The following is an 18,559-nucleotide window of genomic DNA, read 5'->3' as shown; positions in this document are numbered from 1 at the left end:
ACCACACGACGGCCGGGCGCGCCCCGGCGGGTCACCGATGCCGGTGACCGTGGTCGCCGCCGGCTCGGCCGTCGTGTTCGCGATGGCGGTCGCCGGGAAAGTTTCATCCCGGTCGTTCACCCGGCTCCGGCGCAGCGCGTCCGCGCTGTGGCCGGGGCCGGGACGCCCGCCGGCCGCCGCCGTCCCGCTCGCCGCGGCCGGCCGCCCCGACACCACCACCCCGTTCCTGGCCTGCGCGGTCGCCGGTGGCGCCGCCGGGCTCATCCTTGCGTCGCTGGAGGACATCGTGTCGTTGCTCAGCATCCCGCCGGTACCGGCGAAGGGAGCGGGCCGGTGACCACCGCGCTGCTCGTCGCGGTGCTGCTGCTCACCGCGCTGACCCTGTTCAACCTGGTCGTCGTCCTCGGGGTCGTGCGCCGGCTGCGCGCCTACGAGAACCGCCTCGGCGACATGGCCGAGCCGCCGCCGGTGTCGACCGCGACCCTCGGCGAACCCGTCGCCGACTTCGTGGCGTCCACTGTGGACGGCCGACGGGTCGACCGGGCCTCGCTCACCGGCCAGACCCTCATCGGGTTCTTCTCGCCCGACTGCCCCGCCTGCCATGAGCGGCTCGGCGACTTCCGCGCCGCGGCGGCCCGGCACCCCGGCGACGTCCTCGCGGTCGTCGTCGACGACGGCGGCGACCCGGCACCCGTCGTCGGCGCGCTCACCGGCACCGGCGGCGTCGCGGTCATCCTGGAGGACCCCGAGGGCCCGGTCGCGGGCGCGTTCGGCGTCCGGGGCTTCCCCGCGTTCGTGCTCGTGCGGGACGGGGGCGTGGTCGAGTCCGTCGGCTACCAGGTGCCCGTGCCGGCGTGACCGCCGTGCTGTCCCGTGCCGGCGCGGCGCTGCTGCTCGCGTGGCGGGCCCGCCCGGTGCTGCTGTGCGGGTACGTCGGCGCGCGCCTGCTGGCCGGCGCGCTGCCGGCGCTCGCCGCCTGGCTGACGAAGGTCGGCATCGACCGGGTCGTCGCGGGCGGCGCGGCCGCGGCGGTGCTCCCCGTCGCCGCCGCCCTCGCCGCCGCCGGGCTGCTCGCCGCGCTCGGTCCGCCCGTGCTGCGCTACGTCCAGGCGGAGCTCGGTCGCGCCGTCGCCGTCATCGCCAAGGACCGCCTGTACGCGGCCGTCGGCCGGTTCACGCTGCTGCAGACCCTCGAGGACCCGGCGTTCCGGGACCGGCTGCGGATGGCCGAACAGGCCGGGAACGGCGGCCCGAGCCAGGTCGTCGACAGCGTCCTCGGCGTCGCTCAGGCCGTCGTGACGATCGCCGGCATGGCCGGCGCGCTCGTCGTCGTCTCGCCGTGGCTGGCCGCGGGTCTCGCCGCCGCGACCGTCCCGGCGCTGGTGGCGGAGCTGCGGCTGAGCCGGCGCCGGGCCGCGCTCACCTTCAGCCTCAGCCCGGCCGAGCGGCGGGAGCTGTTCTACACCGACCTGCTCACCGACCTCAGCGCCGCCAAGGAGGTGCGGCTGTTCGGCGCCGGCGACCTGCTGCGCCACCGGATGCTCACCGAGCTGCGGACCGTCAACGCCGGGCACCGCCGGATGGACCGCGCCGAGCTCGGCAGCCAGGTGACCCTCGCGGCGCTGTCGGCCCTGTTCGCCGGCGCGGCGGTCGCCTGGACCCTCGTCGCGGCCGCCGCGGGCCGCCTCAGCGCCGGCGACGTCGGCGCCGTGATCCTCGCGGTCGCCGGCGTGCAGGCCGCGCTGTCGGGCGGCGTGCAGTACCTCGCCCTGGCCCATCATGCCGGGCTGCTGTTCGACCACTACCGCTCGCTGCTGGCCACCCCACCCGACGCCGCGACGGCGGTGGCGGTGGCGGTGGGCGGACCGGTCGCCGGCGAGACCGGGATCGTCCTGGACGACGTGTGGTTCCGCTACGGCGACGAGCATCCGTGGGTGCTGCGCGGCGTCAGCGTCGCCATCCCGCCCGGGTGCGCGGTGGCGGTCGTCGGCGAGAACGGCTCGGGCAAGAGCACCCTGGTGAAGCTGCTGTGCCGCCTGTACGACCCGACCCGCGGCGCGATCCGCTGGGACGGCGTCGACCTGCGCGACCTGCCCGTCGAGGACCTCCGCCGGCGGGTGGCGGCCGTCTTCCAGGACTTCATGTGCTACGAGCTGACGGCCGCGGAGAACATCGCGCTCGGCGACACCGACGGACGCACGACCCTGGACACCGACGCGTCCCGGCTCGCGGAACCGGCGACGCGGGCCGGCATCCACGACACGCTGCTGGCCCTGCCAGGCCGGTACGACACGCTGCTGTCCCGCACGTTCGTCGACTACGACCGGCCGGAGGGGGTGCTGCTGTCCGGCGGGCAGTGGCAGCGGCTGGCGCTGGCCAGGGCGTTGCTGCGCGGGCAGCGGGACCTGCTGATCCTGGACGAGCCGAGCTCCGGGCTGGACGCCGCCGCCGAGCACCGCATCCACCGGGCGATCGCCGCCCACCGCGACGGCCGCACCAGCGTGCTGGTCTCCCACCGGCTCAACACGGTCCGCGACGCCGACCGCATCGTGGTCCTCGCCGAGGGGCGGATCACCGAGACCGGGACGCACGCCTCGCTGATGGCGGCCGGCGGCACGTACGCCACGCTGTTCCGGCTGCAGGCCAGCGGCTACGACCTGGACCCGGCGGCGCCATGACGTGGCTGCTGCGGATCTTCCTCCGCCCCTGGTGGCTGGTGGTCAGGGTGCACGGCGGCAGCATGGAACCCGCGCTGCACGACGGCGACCTCGTGCTGGCCCGGCGGCGGGCCGGCCGCACCCCCCGCCGCGGCGACATCGTGGTGCTGCGGCGCCCGCCCGCGGCCCCGCCACCGCCCGGCGCCGAGCTAGTCCACAGTGGACCCGCACCGGCCGCACCGTCGCCGTGGCTGGTCAAGCGGGTCGCCGCCGTGCCGGGCGACCCCCTCCCACCGGACGTGCCGGCGGCGGCGCCGGGCCCGGTCCCGCCCGGCACGGTCGTCGTGCTCGGCGACCGCCCCGGCCTGGACTCCAGGCTGTTCGGCCCGGCACCGCTCGCCACCGTCCACGCCACGGTCGTGCGGACCATCGCCTCCGCCCGCTGACCAGCGGGCCGGCCACCACAGTCCGGCCGAACGGCTGCGGCAGGCGCCGGCGGCGACCCCGTACGATGGCGGCGGCCACACGGTGCGGGAGGTGAGGGCGACGGACCAGCGGCACGCGGGTCGCGCGCTCGTCGCCGTCTCGGCGGTCTCGTCGGGCGCGCTCGGCTGGAGCACCGCGCACCTGGTCACGTCGCGGCTGCTCGCGCACCGGCACGCGGCGGCGCACGGCATGGCCGACGGTGTCTCGCACGTCCACGCGGCCGAGCTGGCCGCGGTGGTCGTGGCCCTCGCCCTCACCGCGACGTCGCTGCTCGCGGTCACCGCTGCGGCGTTCGCGTCCGGTGGGCGGCTGACGGCGCCGCGCAAACGGCGGCTGGCCCGCACCGCCGGGCTCTGGTCGACCGGAGCGTTCCTCGCGGCCGAGACCGCCGCCTGGGCCGCCTCCGACACGCACGTGGTGCCGCCGCCGGTCGTGCTGCTGCTCGGCCTGGCGGTGCACGGCGCCGCCGGCGTGCTCGCCACGCTGCTGTGGCGCGGTGCCGTGCGGCGCATCAGCCTCGCCGCCGCGGCGGCGACCCCGCGGCGGTTCGATCCGCCTGTGCGGATGCGCGCCGTCGTGCGCGCGGCCGCGGGCGGCGACTCGGTCTGGTCCGTGCTCCGGGTGGCGGGCCGAGCCCCGCCGGCGTCGGGAACGCCCGCTTAGCGCCGTTTCCCACGTCCGTCCGGGCGTCGCTTCGCCGTGCCCGGGAAACCCCGAGAGGCCTCCATGCATCGACCCGCTCTGCGCCGGGGCACCGTCGTGCCCGCCGCCGCCCTGACCCTGCTGCTGCTCCTGCCGACCGCCGCGTCCGCGCACGGCGTCGACGACGCGGCCGGCAGGTCCGTCCCCGAGTTCGTCTGGCTCGGCATCACCCACATGCTGCTCGGCTGGGACCACCTGCTGTTCGTCGCCGGGGTCGCGCTCATCGCCGGCACCGTCCGCCGCGCCGCCGCATACGTGTCGCTGTTCGCGCTCGGCCACAGCGTCACCCTCATCGCCGCCGCGATCACCGAGTGGCGGGTCAGCCCCGCCAAGGTCGACCTCGTCATCGGCCTCAGCGTCGTCTTCGTCGGCGCCGTCGCCCTCCTCGCCCGGCCCAGGACGGCCCTGCACCGGCGGCTGTTCGGCGGCGCGGTGCTCGCCTTCGGCCTCGTCCACGGCCTCGGGCTCGCCACCCGGCTCCAGGACATCGACGTGCACGGCCTCGGCAGCCTCACCCGCATCGTCGCGTTCAACCTCGGCATCGAGGGCGGCCAGGTCATCGCGCTCGTCGTCGTCATGCTCGCCGCCGGCTACCTGCCGGCCCGGTACACGTCGGAGCGGGCGCGGCGGGTCGCCGCCACCGCGATCATCGTGCTCGGCGTCCTCGCCGCCGCGCTCGTCGTCGTCGACCGGGCCAACCGCCCCGCACCCGCCGCGGCCGGGCCGGCATCCATCCGGTCCGAGGTCGCGGAATAGGCCCGATGCCGCCCGTACGCGCCGCCGCCGGCGCCCCCACCCCGCGGGGCGCCGGCCCGTTACGGACGGGTGAACACGAAGAGTTCTGGCGGATCTCCGACACCGCCACGACCCGGCGGGCTGCCATCATCCGAGGCATGGGGCGGTGGTGGGTGTTGTGGCCGGCACGGGCCGGGCTGGCGTTCCTGATCCTCCTGTCGTTACTGCTCGCGCCGCTGGCCAGCGCGCAGTCGGCGCACCTCTTGCAGGGGCACCCCGACGGCCACGCGGCGTCGGCCGGGCACGACCATCACGGCGTCACCGGCGAACACTCCCACCAGCACCACCACAACGTGCTGCACACGGCCGGGGCACCGGCGTACCCGCAGCAGCCGAAGCTGCCCACCGGCTCCGCGACCGTCATCACGGTCCCGGCCGGCGTCGTCACCGAACCCCCACCACCGGCGGTCCCGGACCGGGACACCGGGCAACCTCGGCAATCGCACCTCCAGGTATGGCGGATCTAGGCCGGCACGGCGCTCGCGACGTGTCCTGACCGACGCAACACACCTGGAGCTTCCACATGCCCGCAACCGCCGGCCGGCGGCCGACGCACCATGCCCCCGACACCGAGACCCACACCGAACCCCGCACCGAGACCCACACCGAGACCCACACCGAGACCCACACTGGAACCCACGCCGGCGACCATGCCGACAGCCGCACCGGCAACCACGCACCGGGCGCCCCGCCGCGCGGTTACCGCCTCGCCCACGGCAGCCTCGCCGGGCGGTGGGACGGGCGCGACAACGGCATCGGCGCCATCCGCCTCGGCCTCGCCGTCGCGGTCGTCCTCGCCCACGCCACGTCGCTGGGCTTCGGCTGGGAGGACCTCGGCCGGAGCCTGTTCCGGTCCCAGACCAACGTCGGCACGCTCGCGGTCTTCGGCTTCTTCGTCCTGTCCGGGCTGCTCATCACCCGCTCCGCCGGGCACACGAGCGTCGGGCGGTTCGCCTGGCACCGCGCGCTGCGCATCCTGCCCGGCCTGTGGGTGTGCCTGCTCGTCACCGCGTTCGTCGCCGCGCCGGTCGTCGCGCTGCACCAGCGGGGCACCCTCGCCGGGTTCTGGGACGGGCCGAAGGGGCCGCTGCAGTACGTCGCCGGCAACTGGTTCACCGGCGTGCGCCAGTACGGCATCCAGGACCTCCTCGCCGACACCCCCTGGGGCCGCGAGATCGGCGGCAACAGCGTCTTCGACGGCGCGCTGTGGTCGCTCGTCTACGAGTCGACCTGTTACGCGGTCGTCGCGGTGCTCGCGGTGACGGCCGTGCTGCGCCGGGTGCGGTGGCTCGTGCCGGTGCTCGCCGCCGTGCTGTACGGCTGCATCGTCGCCGACCAGATCCGCGGCTGGACCCTGGAAGGGCCGCCGGCGCAGCACTACGGGGCGATCGTGCCGCCGCTGGTCGGCAGCGTCTCGGTGCAGTGGCTCATCTACCTCGGCGCGCTGTTCCTCACCGGAGCGACCATCGAGCTGTACCGCGACCGCGTCCCGATCCACGACGGCCTCGCCGCCGGCTGCCTCGTGATCCTGACCGCGTCGCTCCTGCTGGGCGGGTTCTTCGTCGCCGGCTTCCCCACCCTCGCCTACCTGCTGGTGTGGGCGGCGGTCCGGGCACCGCGGCGGCTGCGCCGCGTCGGCGCCGTCAACGACTACTCCTACGGCATCTACATCTACGGCTTCGTCGTCCAGCAGCTCCTGGCCACGTTCGGCGCCAACCGCTGGGGCTACCTGCCCTACACGGCGCTGAGCCTGACGATCACCGCCGCCGTCGCCTACGCGTCATGGCACCTCGTCGAGCGCCGCGCGCTGACGCTGAAGCACTGGCGGCGGCGTCAGTCGTGCTCGGGCGCGCCGGTCAGATGATGGTCGGCCGCGTGGAACACCTCGGTCACGAGCCGGCGGACGTGCCCGCCGGCCGCCCGGTACAGCACCCGCCGGCCGTCCCGCCGGGTGTGGACCAGGCCCGCGAGCAGCAGCTTGGCCAGGTGCTGCGACACCGCCGGGCGGGCGGCGCCGACCGCCGCCGTCAGGGTGCTGACGTCCTGCTCGCCGTCGCGCAGCACCCACAGCAGCCGGAGGCGGGTCGGGTCGGCGAGCATCCGTAGCGCGGTCACCGCGGTCGCGACCTGCACGTCGGTCGGCGCGTCGACCGTGGTTTCGTCGGGTGCGTACATGAGCACTCACGGTACCGCGTGAGCCCGGTGGTGGTGCGCGACGGCGGCGTGCGCGTCGGCACTGTCGGGGTCGGTGTGGATGGTGGCCCCGGTGAGCCGGGGCACCGCGTGCAGCAGCCGGTGCTCGGCGTCGAGGGCGATGGCGTGCGCCTCGACGACCGTCAGCGTGTCCGCCACGACGAGATCGGTCTCCGCGTGCAGCCGGTGGCCGATCCAGCGCATCCGCAGCGCGGCGACCCTCCGCACGCCGGGCGTGCCGGCGAGGGTCGCCTCGGCGGTGTCCATGAGTGCGGGGTCGACGGCGTCCATCAGCCTGCGGTACACCTCCCGCGCCGCGTCCTTGAGCACGAACAGGATCGCGACGGTGATGGCCAGGCCGACGACCGGGTCGGCCCACCGCCAGCCGACGGCCACGCCGCCGGCGCCGAGGAGCACGGCGAGGGAGGTGAAGCCGTCGGTGCGGGCGTGCAGGCCGTCCGCGACGAGCGCCGCCGAGCCGATCCTCCGGCCGATGCGGATGCGGTACCGCGCGACGATCTCGTTGCCCGCGAAACCGGTCACGGCCGCGACCGCCACCCACGGCAGGTGTGTCACCCCGGCCGGGTTGAGCAGCCGGTCGACGGCCTCGAGCCCGGCGAAGACCGCGGACGCGGCGATGGTGAGCACGATGACGATGCCGGCGATGTCCTCCCCGCGGCCGTATCCGTAGGTGTACCGCCGATCGGCGACCCGGCGCCCGACGATGAACGCCACCCCGAGCGGCACGGCGGTCAGCGCGTCGGCGATGTTGTGCAGCGTGTCGCCGAGCAGCGCCACCGACCCGGACACCAGCACGACCAGGACCTGGATCGCGGCGGTCGCCCCCAGCACCAGCAGCGAGACCCACAGCGCGCGGATCCCCTCCCGGGAGGTCTCCAGCGCGCTGTCGACCCTGTCCGCGGTGTCGTGCGAGTGCGGTGTCAGCAGATGCCCGACCCGGTGCCGTGCCGCCGCCCACCGGGAGCCCGCGTGGTGCTCGTGCCCGTGCTCGTGCCGATCGCCCATGCCTCCACTTTATGTGCTCATGTACGCACGCGACAACGTTGCAACTGCCACCGATGGGCAACTGCCACCCGCCGTTGACCTTGCCGCATACGATCGGGCGCCTACCGGGGGCGGGAGGGCGCGTGCCGGATCGGATCCGTGACGAGCTGCTGGCCGAGCTGGCCGGGCGGCCGCTGGACGGGCGGGCGGTCGCCGCCCAGCTGGTCGACGTGGCCGAGCGCGGGCTGGTGACGCTGCGCTGGCAGGAGCAGCCGGCCGGGTTGTGGGCGGTCGACGTGTCGCACGCGCGCGACCCCGCGAGCAGGATCGGCGCGGCCGACGCCGCGCTGCTCGGTGAGCTGTTCGGCCCGGAGCGGGAGGTGTCGCTGCACCGGCACGCCGCCGCCGGCGCCGCCCGGACGCTGTACGTGCGGGCCCGGCGAAGCGGCGAGACGGCGGGGCTCTGGCAGACGGTGCCGCCGGCGTGGGACCAGCTGCGCGGCGTCCTGGCCACCCTGGTGGTGGCGGTGACGGGCGTCATCGTCGGCGCGGCGCTCGTCGAGGGCGCGGCCACGGCGGCCACCGCGGCGGCCATCGGGTTGATCACCGCGGCCGGCCTGTACCTCGTCGTCCGCCGCCTGCTGACCGGGCCGCGGCTGACCGCACAGGGCCGGGCCGCGGCCGCCGAGGTGCTCGACCGGGCCGAGCGGTGCCACGCGCACGGCGGAAGCCTGGCCGACCACGTGGCCTTCGGCACGCTGCAACACCGGCCGGCCGGCGCGCACCCACCGCCGTGGGTCGACGGGCTGCCGTGGTGCGAGCCGCCCACTCCGCCACAGGACACGGCGCAGCAGAACACAGCGAAGCAGGACACGGCGCAGCAGGACACGGCGAACCGCCGGGCGATCGGCACCATGGCCGACCGGATCGCGGCGGCGTTCCGCCCGGCGCCCCGCTCCCCCGACATCGCCGGCGGCGGCGGCTCCTGACCCCAGCCGGCGCGGGCCGACGGCGCCGGATCAGTCTCGGCGCAGGGTGCTCTCGATCAGGTCGTGGCCGAGGTCGAACCGGACGCCGTCCGGGTTGGTGAGGCCGGCGTCGTCGTACCAGGACCGGTCCGCCTCCGGGTGCGGGCCGACCAGCCCGACGCGCCCGGAGCCGTAGCCGGTGACGACGGCCGCGGCCCCGCCGGAGTCGTACGTGGCCAGGACCGTCACCGGCGTGCCCGGCTTGGGGCGGAACAGCGCGCCGTCCTGGAAGAACATGTGCCGCCGCCGGCCCCGCCAATCGACGCCGACGACGGTGTCGTCCTGGTCGTGGACCGTCGCCTCAGCGCTGTAGATGTACCCCTCGACGCCGACCCCGGCCAGGCCGAAGCCGGGGTCGGCGCCGGCGAGGTAGGCGCCCAGACAGAACCCGAGATAGTTGCCGCCGCCGTGCACGAAGCCGCGGACCTCCTCGGCGTGCCCGCGCAGGCGGCGCCACGCCTGGCGGACGTCGCCGCCGCCGGGCTGCGCATACACGCTGGCCCCGGCGAGCGAGTCGGCGGACAGCGCCACCTGCTCGCCGGGGCCGCAGAACTCGGTCCGGAACCCGCTCGGCGCGCCGCGCAGCAGGGCCGCGACCGCCTCGGAGCAACCCGCGCAGGCGGCCGGACCGCGGTAGACGAGAGCGAGCGGCCGGTCGCCGGACCCGGACAGCATCATGTACCCGGTGCCGGCCGCCCCGCCGAGCGCGGCGAGGACACCGGCGCCACCCGCGCCGAGCAGCAACCGCCGCCGGTTCACCGGCCGCTGTCCTGCCCCGCCCCGGGTTGCGTCCGTCGCCGGGTGACGCGGCGGCGTCCGTCGCCGGGCCCACGCGGCCGTCGCGGCGCCCGCCGCGGCACCGGCCCACCTGGCCCAGAGCCACCTGCCCCTGACCCACCTGATGCCGAGCCATCAGGCACCGGTCCACCGGACCCCGACCCATCGAACGCCGTCGTCGAATCCGTCGAGGATTCCGAGGACTTCGCCTGCGCCGGTACCGGCGCCAAAGCCGGGGCCGAAGCCGGTGCCGGCGCCAAAGCCGGGACCGAAGCCGGTGCCGAAACCGCCGGCACAGCCGAGACCGGCGCCGGCGAGGCCTGGACCGGGATGGTGGCGGTAGCTGTGACGGTGGCGGCGACCCGGACCGCGCCGCGGGACGTGGTCAACCGCCGGGCGCGGTTGGCCAGCGCCGCGACGGCCGCCTCCAGCGGGCCGCGGCCGACCGTTCCCCTGACCGCGAGGCCGATGAGCACCGCGCCGACGACCTGCACGAGACAGCCGTTCCCGGCGCTGTACGTGTCGAAATCCGAGTTGATGAACAGGATGTGCGCGGAGTAGAAGGTCAGCGTCATGCTGCCGGCCGAGGCCAGCGACACCAGGATGACCGTGCACACCGGCCCCAGCACCCGGTGGGTGACGTGCGCGGCGAGCAGCATCAGGCCCAGCACCGCGACGGCGCAACCGGCGGCGCCGAACACCTCGGGCGGCGTGCCCGTGTGCGCGGTGTCGACCGCCAGCCACCACCACGTGTTGGACGGGACGTTGCCGTTGCCGCCGAACTTGAGCAGCTCGGTCGTCTGCGCCGCCGTCAGATCGCCGCGCGGCTGCGCGGCCCAGATGTGGGCCAGCCCCCCGTAGCGGTGCAGCAGCAGCGTGGAGGCCGTGTGCGCCGCGACGGCGACGACCGTGCCGACGGCCAGCAGCAGGGCGGCGAACCGCCGCCGGCTCAGGTTCTGCCGCCCGATGACGATGCCGGCACACACGTACGCCAGCCAGGTCGGCGACGGGTAGAAGCCGGTGAACGTCAGCTCGGTGAGCATCCCGATCGGGTCCTGGACGAGCCTCATGAACGACGGGTTGCCGAGCTCCGGCTCCGGCAGCCGTGGCAGCAGGAAGTAGTTGCCGACCGGGCCCGCGGTCGCCAGGAGCAGCCCCACCACGGCGACGGTCCAGGTGCGCAGGAACACCAGCGGGATCGCCAGCAGGAACACCACCGCCAGGTACGGCAGGATCACCGCCTTGAGCGTCGTGTCGGCGGCGCAGACCAGGAATCCGACCACACCGATGGCGACGGCCCGGGCGGCCATCCCGGCGGCCACGGCGGGACGGTCGGCCGCCAGGACCCGTCGCCGGCCGGACACGAACGCGATGCCGACACCGGCGAGCAGCGCGAAGGCCGCCGCCGCCCGCCCGCTGAACGCCCTGTCCGACCAGGTCGGGTTGCCTGCCGCGTCAGCCTCCCACAGCGAGTGCAGGGTGATCATGCCGAGCAGCGCGACACCCCTGGCGGCGTCGATGCCGATGAGCCGTTGCCGGGTGCGTGGCGCCGCGGCTCGCGCGGGCGGCGCGGACGTCGCCAGGTCGCCGGGGCGCACCGCGCCGTCCCCCGCGCCGTGCTGCACGGCGGTCATGCCGTCATCACCGCGTCCACCAGGTCGAGGCCCAGGTCGACGCCGAGCCGGTCCACGGACAGCCCGGCATCGGCGTACCAGTCGCCGGTCGCCTCCGGGTGGGGGCCGACGACCCCGACCCGGCCTTCCCCGAAGCCGGCGACGAGCGCGGCGACGGTGCCGTTGGGGTACGTGGCGACGACCGTCGCACCGGCGTCGGGCCGCACCCAGAAGTACGGGCCGTCCTGGAAGAACAGCGTCCGGGCGCGGCCCCGCCACGCGACCTCGACGAGCGTGTCGTGCGGCTCGACGACGGTGGCGGCGGCCGAGGCGATGTACTGGTCGGTGTCCCCCGGCAGCAGGCCGAAGCCGGGGGTCGCGCCGGCCAGGTACCCACCGAGGCAGAAGCCGAGGTACCGCCCGCCGTCGTGCACGAACTCGCGGATCGCGGCGCGGTGCCGGCGCAGGTGGCGGTAGCCGTGCGAGAGCAGGCCGCCGCCGGGCTGCGCGTACAGGACCGCACCGGACAGGGCCCGCGCCGACACCTGCACGTCCTCGCCGGGGCCGACGAAGCGCACGTCGAAGCCCCAGCGGCTGCCGCGCAGCAGTTCGGCCACCGCCTCGGGGCAGCCGGGCAGGGACGCCGGCCCGCGGTACACCAGCGCCACCGGCGCCCCGGCGGACCCGCCGGTGGGCTGCGCGGCCGGCAGGCGGCACGTCGCGGCCATGACGCGCCCGCCGCCGGTGCTCCGGACGCGCCGGGATGCGATCACCGCGACCCCTGTCGCGGCGGGTTGTCCAGGGTCAGGGCGGTGCAACGCACGCCGCCGCCGCCCTTGGCGAGCTGGGTCGTGTCGAGCTCGACCACGTGCAGCCTCCGCTCGCGCAGCGCGGCGGCCAGGCGCGGCACCCCGCGGGTCATCGTCACGGTGCGGCCGTCGCTGATCAGGTTGAGCGCGAGGCGGGACGCCTCGTCGAGGCCGACCTCGATCAGGTCCAGCCCCAGCGCGCGCAGGGTGCCGCGGCTCGGCTCGTCGAGCGCCATCGGGCAGTACGCCAGGGTGTGCGGGTCGATGACGGCGACGGCCAGGTCGAGGTCGTACCAGCGCGGGCCGACGGTGCGCAGCGGGATCACGTCGTAGTCGAGCTCCTTGGCCAGGACGGCGTGCATGCGCTGGTCGGTGCGCTGCCCGTAGCCGGCGAGCAGCAGGTCGCCGCAGGCGAGGGCGTCGCCCTGGCCGCTGAACGGGTACGGCGCCTCGACCACGTCGTAGCCGCGGTCGACCAACCACTCCTCGAAGTACGACACCTCCGCCTTGCGTTCCGGCGGCGGGAAGCCCAGCACGGCCCGCTCGCCGCGGACCACCGCGGCGTTCGCGGTGAACACCATGTCCGGGCACTCGGATGCGGCGGGGACGTACTCGACGAGGCGGCCGGCGGCCAGGTGCGCGGCAACGATCGCGTCGTGCTCGGCGTTGGCCGCGGCCGGGTCGGGTTGCACGTCTGTGTGCATGTACGGGTTGATCTCGTAGTCGATGCGGAAGTGGGTGGCGTCGGAGACGAGCAGTTCGGTGTTCACGGGGCGTGTCCTCCTTGATGTGTGACGGGATCTTGCGAAGCGGGCGGTGCGCACGCGACCGGCAGGCACGCGGACGGCGGGCGCCGGTGCGGGCCGGACGGCGGACGGTTCAGGCGGCGATCGCCGGGAGGGTGGCCGGCGCCGGGAGGGTGGCGAGCGCCGGAAGGGTGGCGACGCCCTGTGCGGGGATGCCGCGCCATCGGCTGCCGGGCGTGAGGTGTTCGCCCTTCATGAGCAGCGACAGCGAGCCGAGCGACACCTCGTCGCCGACGACGGCGTCGTACAGCACGATCGCCCGGGTGCCGATGCTGGCGCCGGCGCCGACGGTGACGACGGACATCTTCATCACCCGGTCCTCGAACAGGTGGGTCTGCAGCGACACCTCGGCGCCGACCGCGGCGTCGTCGCCGATCTCGACCAGGTCGAACTCGGTCAGGTACGTGGTGCCGATCCAGGTGCGCCGGCCGATGCGGGCGCCGAACCAGCGCAGCACCGGCGGCAGGAACGGGGTGCCGACGAGCATGCCGAGCCCGGCCGGGATCGCCGCGGCCTCGTACAGGCCGGTGACGAACTCGGTGCGCCGCACGAACGTGCTCCACAGCGGCTCGACCCTGGGCCGGTAGGCGCCGATGATGCTGCGTTTCGTGGCCGCGCAGCACCCGATCACGGCGGCGCCCGCGGCCATGACGACCAGTGGGGAGACCAGCGCCGGCACCGGCAGGTCACGGCCGCGGGCCAGCGCCGACAGCACCCACAGGTACAGGTAGACGCTCATGCCCAGCAGCGAGGCCGGCGCGGTCGCGCGGGCGAACTCGACGGCGAGGCGGTGCGCCACCACCTGCCGCGGCGGGCGGAACGTCTCCTGCTCGGAGAACGTGCCGCTGCTCTGCCGCCGCGGCAGGTGCATCGCGGGCGAGCCGAGCCACGAGGTGCCGTCGGGGACGTCCTCGTCCGGCGGCATGGTCTGCACGCCGACGAGGCTGCCGGCGCCGAGGGTGGTGCCGGCAGGCACGAACGCCGCGTTGCCGACGAACGCCCGGTGCCCGACCTTGGTCGGCAGCAGTGCCATCCGCCCGTTGGCGAACGTGGCGGCGCCGACGCTGGCCATGTCGGCCACGAAGCTGTCCGGGTCGAGGGTGAGCAGGTCCGGGTCGAGGTGCGCGGCGGTGGACACCTCGGCGCCCCGCCCGACGCGGGCGCCGAGCAGCCGCAGCCACGGCACCGTGTACAGCGTGGAGTACAGCGAGTTGGTGAACAGCAGGCTGAACTCCAGCAGCTTGTCGGCGATCCACTTGCGGATGCCGAGGCCGGAGCGGGCCGGGTGGATGCCGGCCGGGGCGTGCCGCAGCACGAGGCGTTTGCCGCCCGCGATGACCGCGCAGGTGGTCAGCACGTAGAGCGGCCCGGCCGGGACGGTGGCGACGAGACCGGCGAGCAGCCCCCACTTCAGCAGCGCCCACCAGACGAGGACCACGCTGGGCACGACGGTCGCGATGGCGCTCAGCTCGAGGCCGACGGCGCCGAGGCCGGCGGCGAGCAGGTGCTTCGGGTGCCAGTTCTGGCGGCGGCCCTTTGCCGACAGCATGACCTCCACCGTCGAGCCCAGCCCGTCGACGGGCGCCGCCGGGGAGCCCGCCCACCGCGCGCCGGGCGGCACGGTCTCGCCCTGCTCGAGCACGGACTGCTCGCCGAGCCCGGCGCCGGACCGCACCGACGACCCCGGCTCGAGCACGGCGTTGGCGCCCACGAACGCGTGCCGCGCGACCGTGATCGGCTCGACGACGACCCAGCCGTGCTCGACCCGCCACGGCCGCATCGACACGCCGTAGCCGACGGTGGCGTCGGACTCGATCTCGATCATGGTGGGAACGCCGATCGAGCTGGTCGCGATCGTGGTCCGGGCGCCGACGCGGGCGCCGAGCAGCCGCAGGTACACCGCCATCAGCGGCGAGCCGCTGAGCACGGTCATCGGCCCGAGCGCCAGCAGCAGGTCGAGCATCCACAGCCGCACGTAGGTCGGGCCCCATAGTCGGTACCGGCCGGGGCGGATGCCGGCGGCGACCGGCCGGGCGAGCAGGACCGGCACGATCCAGCGCACGCCGAGGTAGCTCACCAGGATCGCCATCATCAGCTGGGCGAGGACCTCGAAGGACACGCGGCCGTTGTTCCAGGTGTACACATAGGACACCGGCAGCGTGATGAGCAGCACCAGCAGGTAGATGACGAGCGCCTGGCCGGCGCCGGCGGCCGCGATGCGGCGGCTGCCGTGGCGCAGCGGCGCCGGGCGGCGCGGCGCGGCAAGTCCCGGCGTGGGCGCGGCGAGCCGGCCGGCCAGGCCGCGCACCGTCGGGTTGCTGTACAGGTCGCGCACGGCGGGGCTGGCGCCGATGCCGCGCGTGCGCAGCAGCGACACGACCCGCGCGGCGAGCAGCGAGTGCCCGCCCAGGTCGTCGAAGAAGTGCGCCTCGACCGACAGGGCCTGCGGTTCCAGCCCGAACGCCTCGGCCCACACCGCGCGGACCTGCTCCTCGAGCTCGGTGTCCGCGGCGACGACGGCGCCGCGGGCGGGGCGCCGGTGCACCGGGGCGGGCAGCCGCTTGCGGTCGACCTTGCCGCTCGGCATGGCGGGCAGCGCCTCGACCACGTCGAGGTACGCCGGCACCATGTACCCGGGCAGGCGCTCCTGCAACTGCTCGAACAGGCGGGGCACCAGCGAGTCGTCGGGCACCGGGCAGACGACGTACGCCGCGAGCTCCCGGGGCGCGTCGTCACCGGTGCCGACCGGGACGAGCGCCGCGACCGCCTCGCTCACGCCGGCGTCCTCCAGCAGCACGTTCTCGATCTCGCCGAGGTCGACCCGGTGGCCGCGGATCTTGACCTCGGCGTCGGCGCGGCCGAGGTACTCGACCTCGCCGTCGGCGGTGAGCCGTCCGAGGTCGCCGGTGCGGTACAGGCGGGATCCGGGCGGCGCGAGAGGGTGCTCGACGAACCGGTCGGCGGTCAGCTCGGGCCGGCCGACGTAGCCGCGGGCGACGCCGGGCCCGCCGATGCAGATCTCGCCGACCTCGCCGTCGCGGACCGGCCGGCGCTGCTCGTCCAGCAGCACGACGCTGTAGGTGGGCAGCGGCCGGCCGATGGTGACGATCCGCCCGGGCAGCAGCTCGCACCAGGTCGCGGTGACGGTCGCCTCGGTCGGCCCATAGGTGTTGAGGATGCGCCGGTCCGGCCGGCTCCACCGCTCGACGAGCTGGCCGGGGCAGGCCTCCCCACCGACGAGGACGCTGCGGATGCGGGGCAGCTCCCGGGGGATCGTCGCCAGCAGGGTCGGCACGCAGTACAGGACGGTGATGCCGGACGAGTCCAGGAAGTCGGCGAGTTCGGTGCCGAAGCGCCGCGAGTCGGTCGGCCCGGCGACGAGGGTGGCCCCGACGGACCACGTGGGCCAGATCTCCTCGATCGAGAAGTCGAACGCGATCGTCATGCCCTGGTAGACCCGGTCGCCGGGGCGCACGTCGTACACCCCCGGCACGACGTCGAGGAAGTTGCAGATGCTGGACTGGGCCACCTCCACGCCCTTCGGGCGGCCGCTGGAGCCCGAGGTGTAGATGATGTACGCGGCGGGGTCGCCGGCGGCGTCCGGCTCCGGGCGGGGCGCGGGTGCATCTGCGGCGCCGCCGTCCCCGCCGGCCTCCGCGGTCTCGTCGGGGCCGCCGGTGCTGTCGACGCGCAGCACCGGGCAGGGCAGCCCCTCGGCACGGTCGGCGAGCTCCGCCGACGTCAGCAGCAGCGCGATCGCCGAGTCCTCGGCGATGTACGCGACCCGGTCGGCGGGCGACTCCGGGTCGATCGGCACGAACGCCCCGCCGGCCTTGCCGACGGCGAGCAGCGCCACGTACGTCGCGACGGAGCGCTGCAGCAGGATCGCCGTCCGGGCGCCGCCGCGGATGCCGAGGCCGCGCAGCCGGTGCGCGAGACGGTTGGCGCGCTCGTCGAGGTCCTGGTAGGTGAGGCGGATCCCGTCGCACTCCAGTGCGACGGCGGTGGGGGTGCGGTCGCACGCGGTCTCGAACACGTGGTGCAGGCGTCGCGCCGTGATCTCGTGCTGCCGGGACGGCGGCGCTGTCGTCCTGGTGGTTGCCTGGATCAAAATTTCAGCCCTATCTCTGCTGATGCCGCCGCGGCACGGGTGCGGGCCGGCGGCGCGGCTGCCGCCAAGGCGCAGCGGGGCACCGCGGCCGGCGTGGAACCGGCCGCGGGTCTCAGCGACAGTCATGAACGGGGGCGCGCCGGGGGCGGACCCGGGCGTGCCGTGCCACAGCGTGACCGGGTGCGGTCCAACGGAGGCAGCGGCACCTGGGTGGGCGCCGCATCCTCAGATTGCCGCCCCGGTTCAGGTCGCGGGAGCGGCGTCGGTCAGTTCTCACCACGAGACCACCCATGGCACGCCGCCCCCACCCTCAGCGGCCGCGACGGTGGGCCGAGGTGCTCTGCGCGCGTCACACGCCGCCTCACCGGGGCACGCGGCCCGGGTTCGCGGTGCGGGGAATCCGGCGTGCCGGGGTCGATCCCGGACGCCTTCACCAGGTGCGGCGGGTCCGTGGCGGTGAGCAGCACCAGCGCGGCGCCGATCCACTTCGGACGGAGTCGGGCGGCGTGATCCGGCCCGCCGGCGCCACGACCTTCACGTGCGGGCGGGTCGGCCGGCCGGTCGCCGGAGTCGTGCTGGTCTGTGTGCGGGCCGCGCGTCGCCCTCGGCGCCGCGCATCCGCCGAGCGGGCTACCGACCCGTGCTCAGGTCCGGCGCTGCGCCGGCACCGTCGCCAGGGTCGCCCAGATCACCTTGCCCGCCGCGGTCCGCGTCGCCCCCCAGGCGCGCGCCGATCGCGCGACGATCCCGAGCCCGATGCCCCGGACGTCCAGCGGCACGTCCTCGCGCTGTACCGGCCTGATCATGCGGGGCAGCGCCGGATCGCCGTCCTCGACCGCGAGATGCAGCAGGTCCCAGCGGCGGGAGGCGGTCACGGTGAACGGCGTCCGCGCGTGCTGCACGGCGTTGGTCACGAGCTCCGAGATGATGGCCCGGGCCGGGTGCAGCAGCGCGCGCAGGTCCCAGGCCAGGACCGTGTCACCGACGAACGACCGCGCCGTCGACGGTGCCATCGCCTCGGGCTGCAGGTCGAGCCTGACCCGGCCGAACGGTGGCGTCCTGTGGCTGAGCGCGTCCTGCGCCGCGGCCATGGTGGTGTAGATCGGGATCCGTGTCATCAGCCCGGCGCCGACCAGCTTGCGCCAGGTGGCGTCCGACGCCACGAGCACCAGCGGGACCGGCGGCTGGATGGAGCCGCTGTGCCGCTCGGCCAGCAGGACCGCGCCGACGAGCGCGGGGCTGGGCTGCTCGACCGCCGTCAGGTTCAGCAGCAGCGCCCTCGGTTGCTCCGCCAGGCCCTTCCGGACCGCGGTGGCGAGGTCGGTCTTGACCCGCCCGTCCCACGGACCCTCGACGATGACCTCGACTGTGCCCTGCTCGATGTCGCTGCGCAGACCCACCCTTGACTCGATCACCGCCGCTCCACTTCTCTATCCATCCCGCTGGATCGCATTCCGCGCCCTCGGACCCGGAGTGTGGCCATCATCCAATAAGAATTACGTCGCGGCAGCGAAACGGCCAATCCAGTTGGATTTGGCCGGCACTGTGGTCCCGACGGATCGCCGCAAATCCATCGT

General features: G+C 75.2%; 17 protein-coding genes. 9 read left to right on the top strand and 8 right to left on the bottom strand.

The window, feature by feature from the left end; translation table 11 throughout:
- Nucleotides 1-37 precede the first annotated feature (37 nt).
- From AB0J72_RS49155 to AB0J72_RS49120, 8 genes are all read left to right on the top strand, one after another.
- Nucleotides 38-337 carry a hypothetical protein gene (locus tag AB0J72_RS49155; RefSeq protein ID WP_363412953.1) on the top strand — a complete coding sequence of 100 codons (300 nt, stop codon included), beginning with the start codon at nt 38-40 and terminating at the stop codon, nt 335-337.
- Nucleotides 334-858, top strand: coding sequence for a TlpA disulfide reductase family protein (locus AB0J72_RS49150; protein WP_344514652.1), 525 nt, complete (start codon nt 334-336; stop codon nt 856-858). The genes AB0J72_RS49155 and AB0J72_RS49150 overlap by 4 nt, the downstream gene beginning before the upstream one ends.
- A complete protein-coding gene (locus AB0J72_RS49145) occupies nt 855-2,678 on the top strand; it encodes an ABC transporter ATP-binding protein (protein WP_363412951.1) in 1,824 nt (607 codons plus the stop codon). The genes AB0J72_RS49150 and AB0J72_RS49145 overlap by 4 nt, the downstream gene beginning before the upstream one ends.
- Complete coding sequence (locus AB0J72_RS49140) at nt 2,675-3,103, top strand: S26 family signal peptidase (protein ID WP_363412949.1); 429 nt, start codon at nt 2,675-2,677, stop codon at nt 3,101-3,103. The genes AB0J72_RS49145 and AB0J72_RS49140 overlap by 4 nt, the downstream gene beginning before the upstream one ends.
- A gap of 91 nt (nt 3,104-3,194) precedes the next feature.
- A complete protein-coding gene (locus AB0J72_RS49135; protein ID WP_363412947.1) occupies nt 3,195-3,806 on the top strand; it encodes a hypothetical protein in 612 nt (203 codons plus the stop codon).
- Nucleotides 3,807-3,869: 63 nt separating this feature from the next.
- On the top strand, nt 3,870-4,601 hold the full coding sequence (locus AB0J72_RS49130; protein WP_363412945.1) for a HupE/UreJ family protein: 732 nt from the start codon (nt 3,870-3,872) through the stop codon (nt 4,599-4,601).
- Between the two features lie 137 nt (nt 4,602-4,738).
- A complete protein-coding gene (locus tag AB0J72_RS49125) occupies nt 4,739-5,107 on the top strand; it encodes a hypothetical protein (protein WP_363412943.1) in 369 nt (122 codons plus the stop codon).
- A 56-nt stretch (nt 5,108-5,163) separates the two neighbouring features.
- Complete coding sequence (locus tag AB0J72_RS49120; protein ID WP_363412941.1) at nt 5,164-6,504, top strand: acyltransferase; 1,341 nt, start codon at nt 5,164-5,166, stop codon at nt 6,502-6,504.
- Here AB0J72_RS49120 and AB0J72_RS49115 read toward each other — a convergent pair.
- Both AB0J72_RS49115 and AB0J72_RS49110 read right to left on the bottom strand, forming a co-directional pair.
- Nucleotides 6,474-6,815: a metalloregulator ArsR/SmtB family transcription factor gene (locus AB0J72_RS49115; protein ID WP_363412939.1), complete on the bottom strand. Its 342-nt coding sequence runs from the start codon at nt 6,813-6,815 to the stop codon at nt 6,474-6,476. The two genes, AB0J72_RS49120 and AB0J72_RS49115, sit on opposite strands and share 31 nt — an antisense overlap.
- A 6-nt stretch (nt 6,816-6,821) precedes the next feature.
- Nucleotides 6,822-7,859 carry a cation diffusion facilitator family transporter gene (locus AB0J72_RS49110; protein ID WP_363412937.1) on the bottom strand — a complete coding sequence of 346 codons (1,038 nt, stop codon included), beginning with the start codon at nt 7,857-7,859 and terminating at the stop codon, nt 6,822-6,824.
- Between the two features lie 122 nt (nt 7,860-7,981).
- Between AB0J72_RS49110 and AB0J72_RS49105 the strand changes: the two genes are divergently transcribed.
- Complete coding sequence (locus AB0J72_RS49105; RefSeq protein ID WP_363412935.1) at nt 7,982-8,827, top strand: hypothetical protein; 846 nt, start codon at nt 7,982-7,984, stop codon at nt 8,825-8,827.
- Between the two features lie 30 nt (nt 8,828-8,857).
- On the opposite strand, the gene AB0J72_RS49100 is transcribed toward AB0J72_RS49105, so the two are convergent.
- From AB0J72_RS49100 to AB0J72_RS49075, 6 genes are all read right to left on the bottom strand, one after another.
- The gene (locus tag AB0J72_RS49100; RefSeq protein ID WP_363412933.1) at nt 8,858-9,625 is read right to left on the bottom strand and encodes a BPL-N domain-containing protein; all 768 of its coding nucleotides are present in this window, start codon (nt 9,623-9,625) and stop codon (nt 8,858-8,860) included.
- A complete protein-coding gene (locus AB0J72_RS49095; RefSeq protein WP_363412931.1) occupies nt 9,622-11,277 on the bottom strand; it encodes a heparan-alpha-glucosaminide N-acetyltransferase domain-containing protein in 1,656 nt (551 codons plus the stop codon). Before AB0J72_RS49095 ends, AB0J72_RS49100 begins: the two co-directional genes overlap by 4 nt.
- Entirely contained in the window at nt 11,274-12,029 is a 756-nt protein-coding gene (locus tag AB0J72_RS49090) for a BPL-N domain-containing protein (protein ID WP_363412929.1), read from the bottom strand. Before AB0J72_RS49090 ends, AB0J72_RS49095 begins: the two co-directional genes overlap by 4 nt.
- On the bottom strand, nt 12,026-12,835 hold the full coding sequence (locus tag AB0J72_RS49085; protein ID WP_363412927.1) for an arginine deiminase-related protein: 810 nt from the start codon (nt 12,833-12,835) through the stop codon (nt 12,026-12,028). Before AB0J72_RS49085 ends, AB0J72_RS49090 begins: the two co-directional genes overlap by 4 nt.
- 109 nt (nt 12,836-12,944) lie before the next feature.
- Nucleotides 12,945-16,982 (bottom strand): Pls/PosA family non-ribosomal peptide synthetase, encoded by a 4,038-nt coding sequence (locus tag AB0J72_RS49080; RefSeq protein WP_363412925.1) that lies wholly within the window; start codon nt 16,980-16,982, stop codon nt 12,945-12,947.
- 644 nt (nt 16,983-17,626) lie between these two features.
- Entirely contained in the window at nt 17,627-18,397 is a 771-nt protein-coding gene (locus AB0J72_RS49075) for an ATP-binding protein (protein WP_363412923.1), read from the bottom strand.
- Nucleotides 18,398-18,559: the final 162 nt, after the last annotated feature.

This window comes from Dactylosporangium sp. NPDC049742 (assembly GCF_040674675.1).
In the GTDB taxonomy this organism is placed as follows: Bacteria; Actinomycetota; Actinomycetes; order Mycobacteriales; family Micromonosporaceae; genus Dactylosporangium; species Dactylosporangium maewongense.
This window is presented reverse-complemented; position numbering and strand designations above follow the sequence as displayed.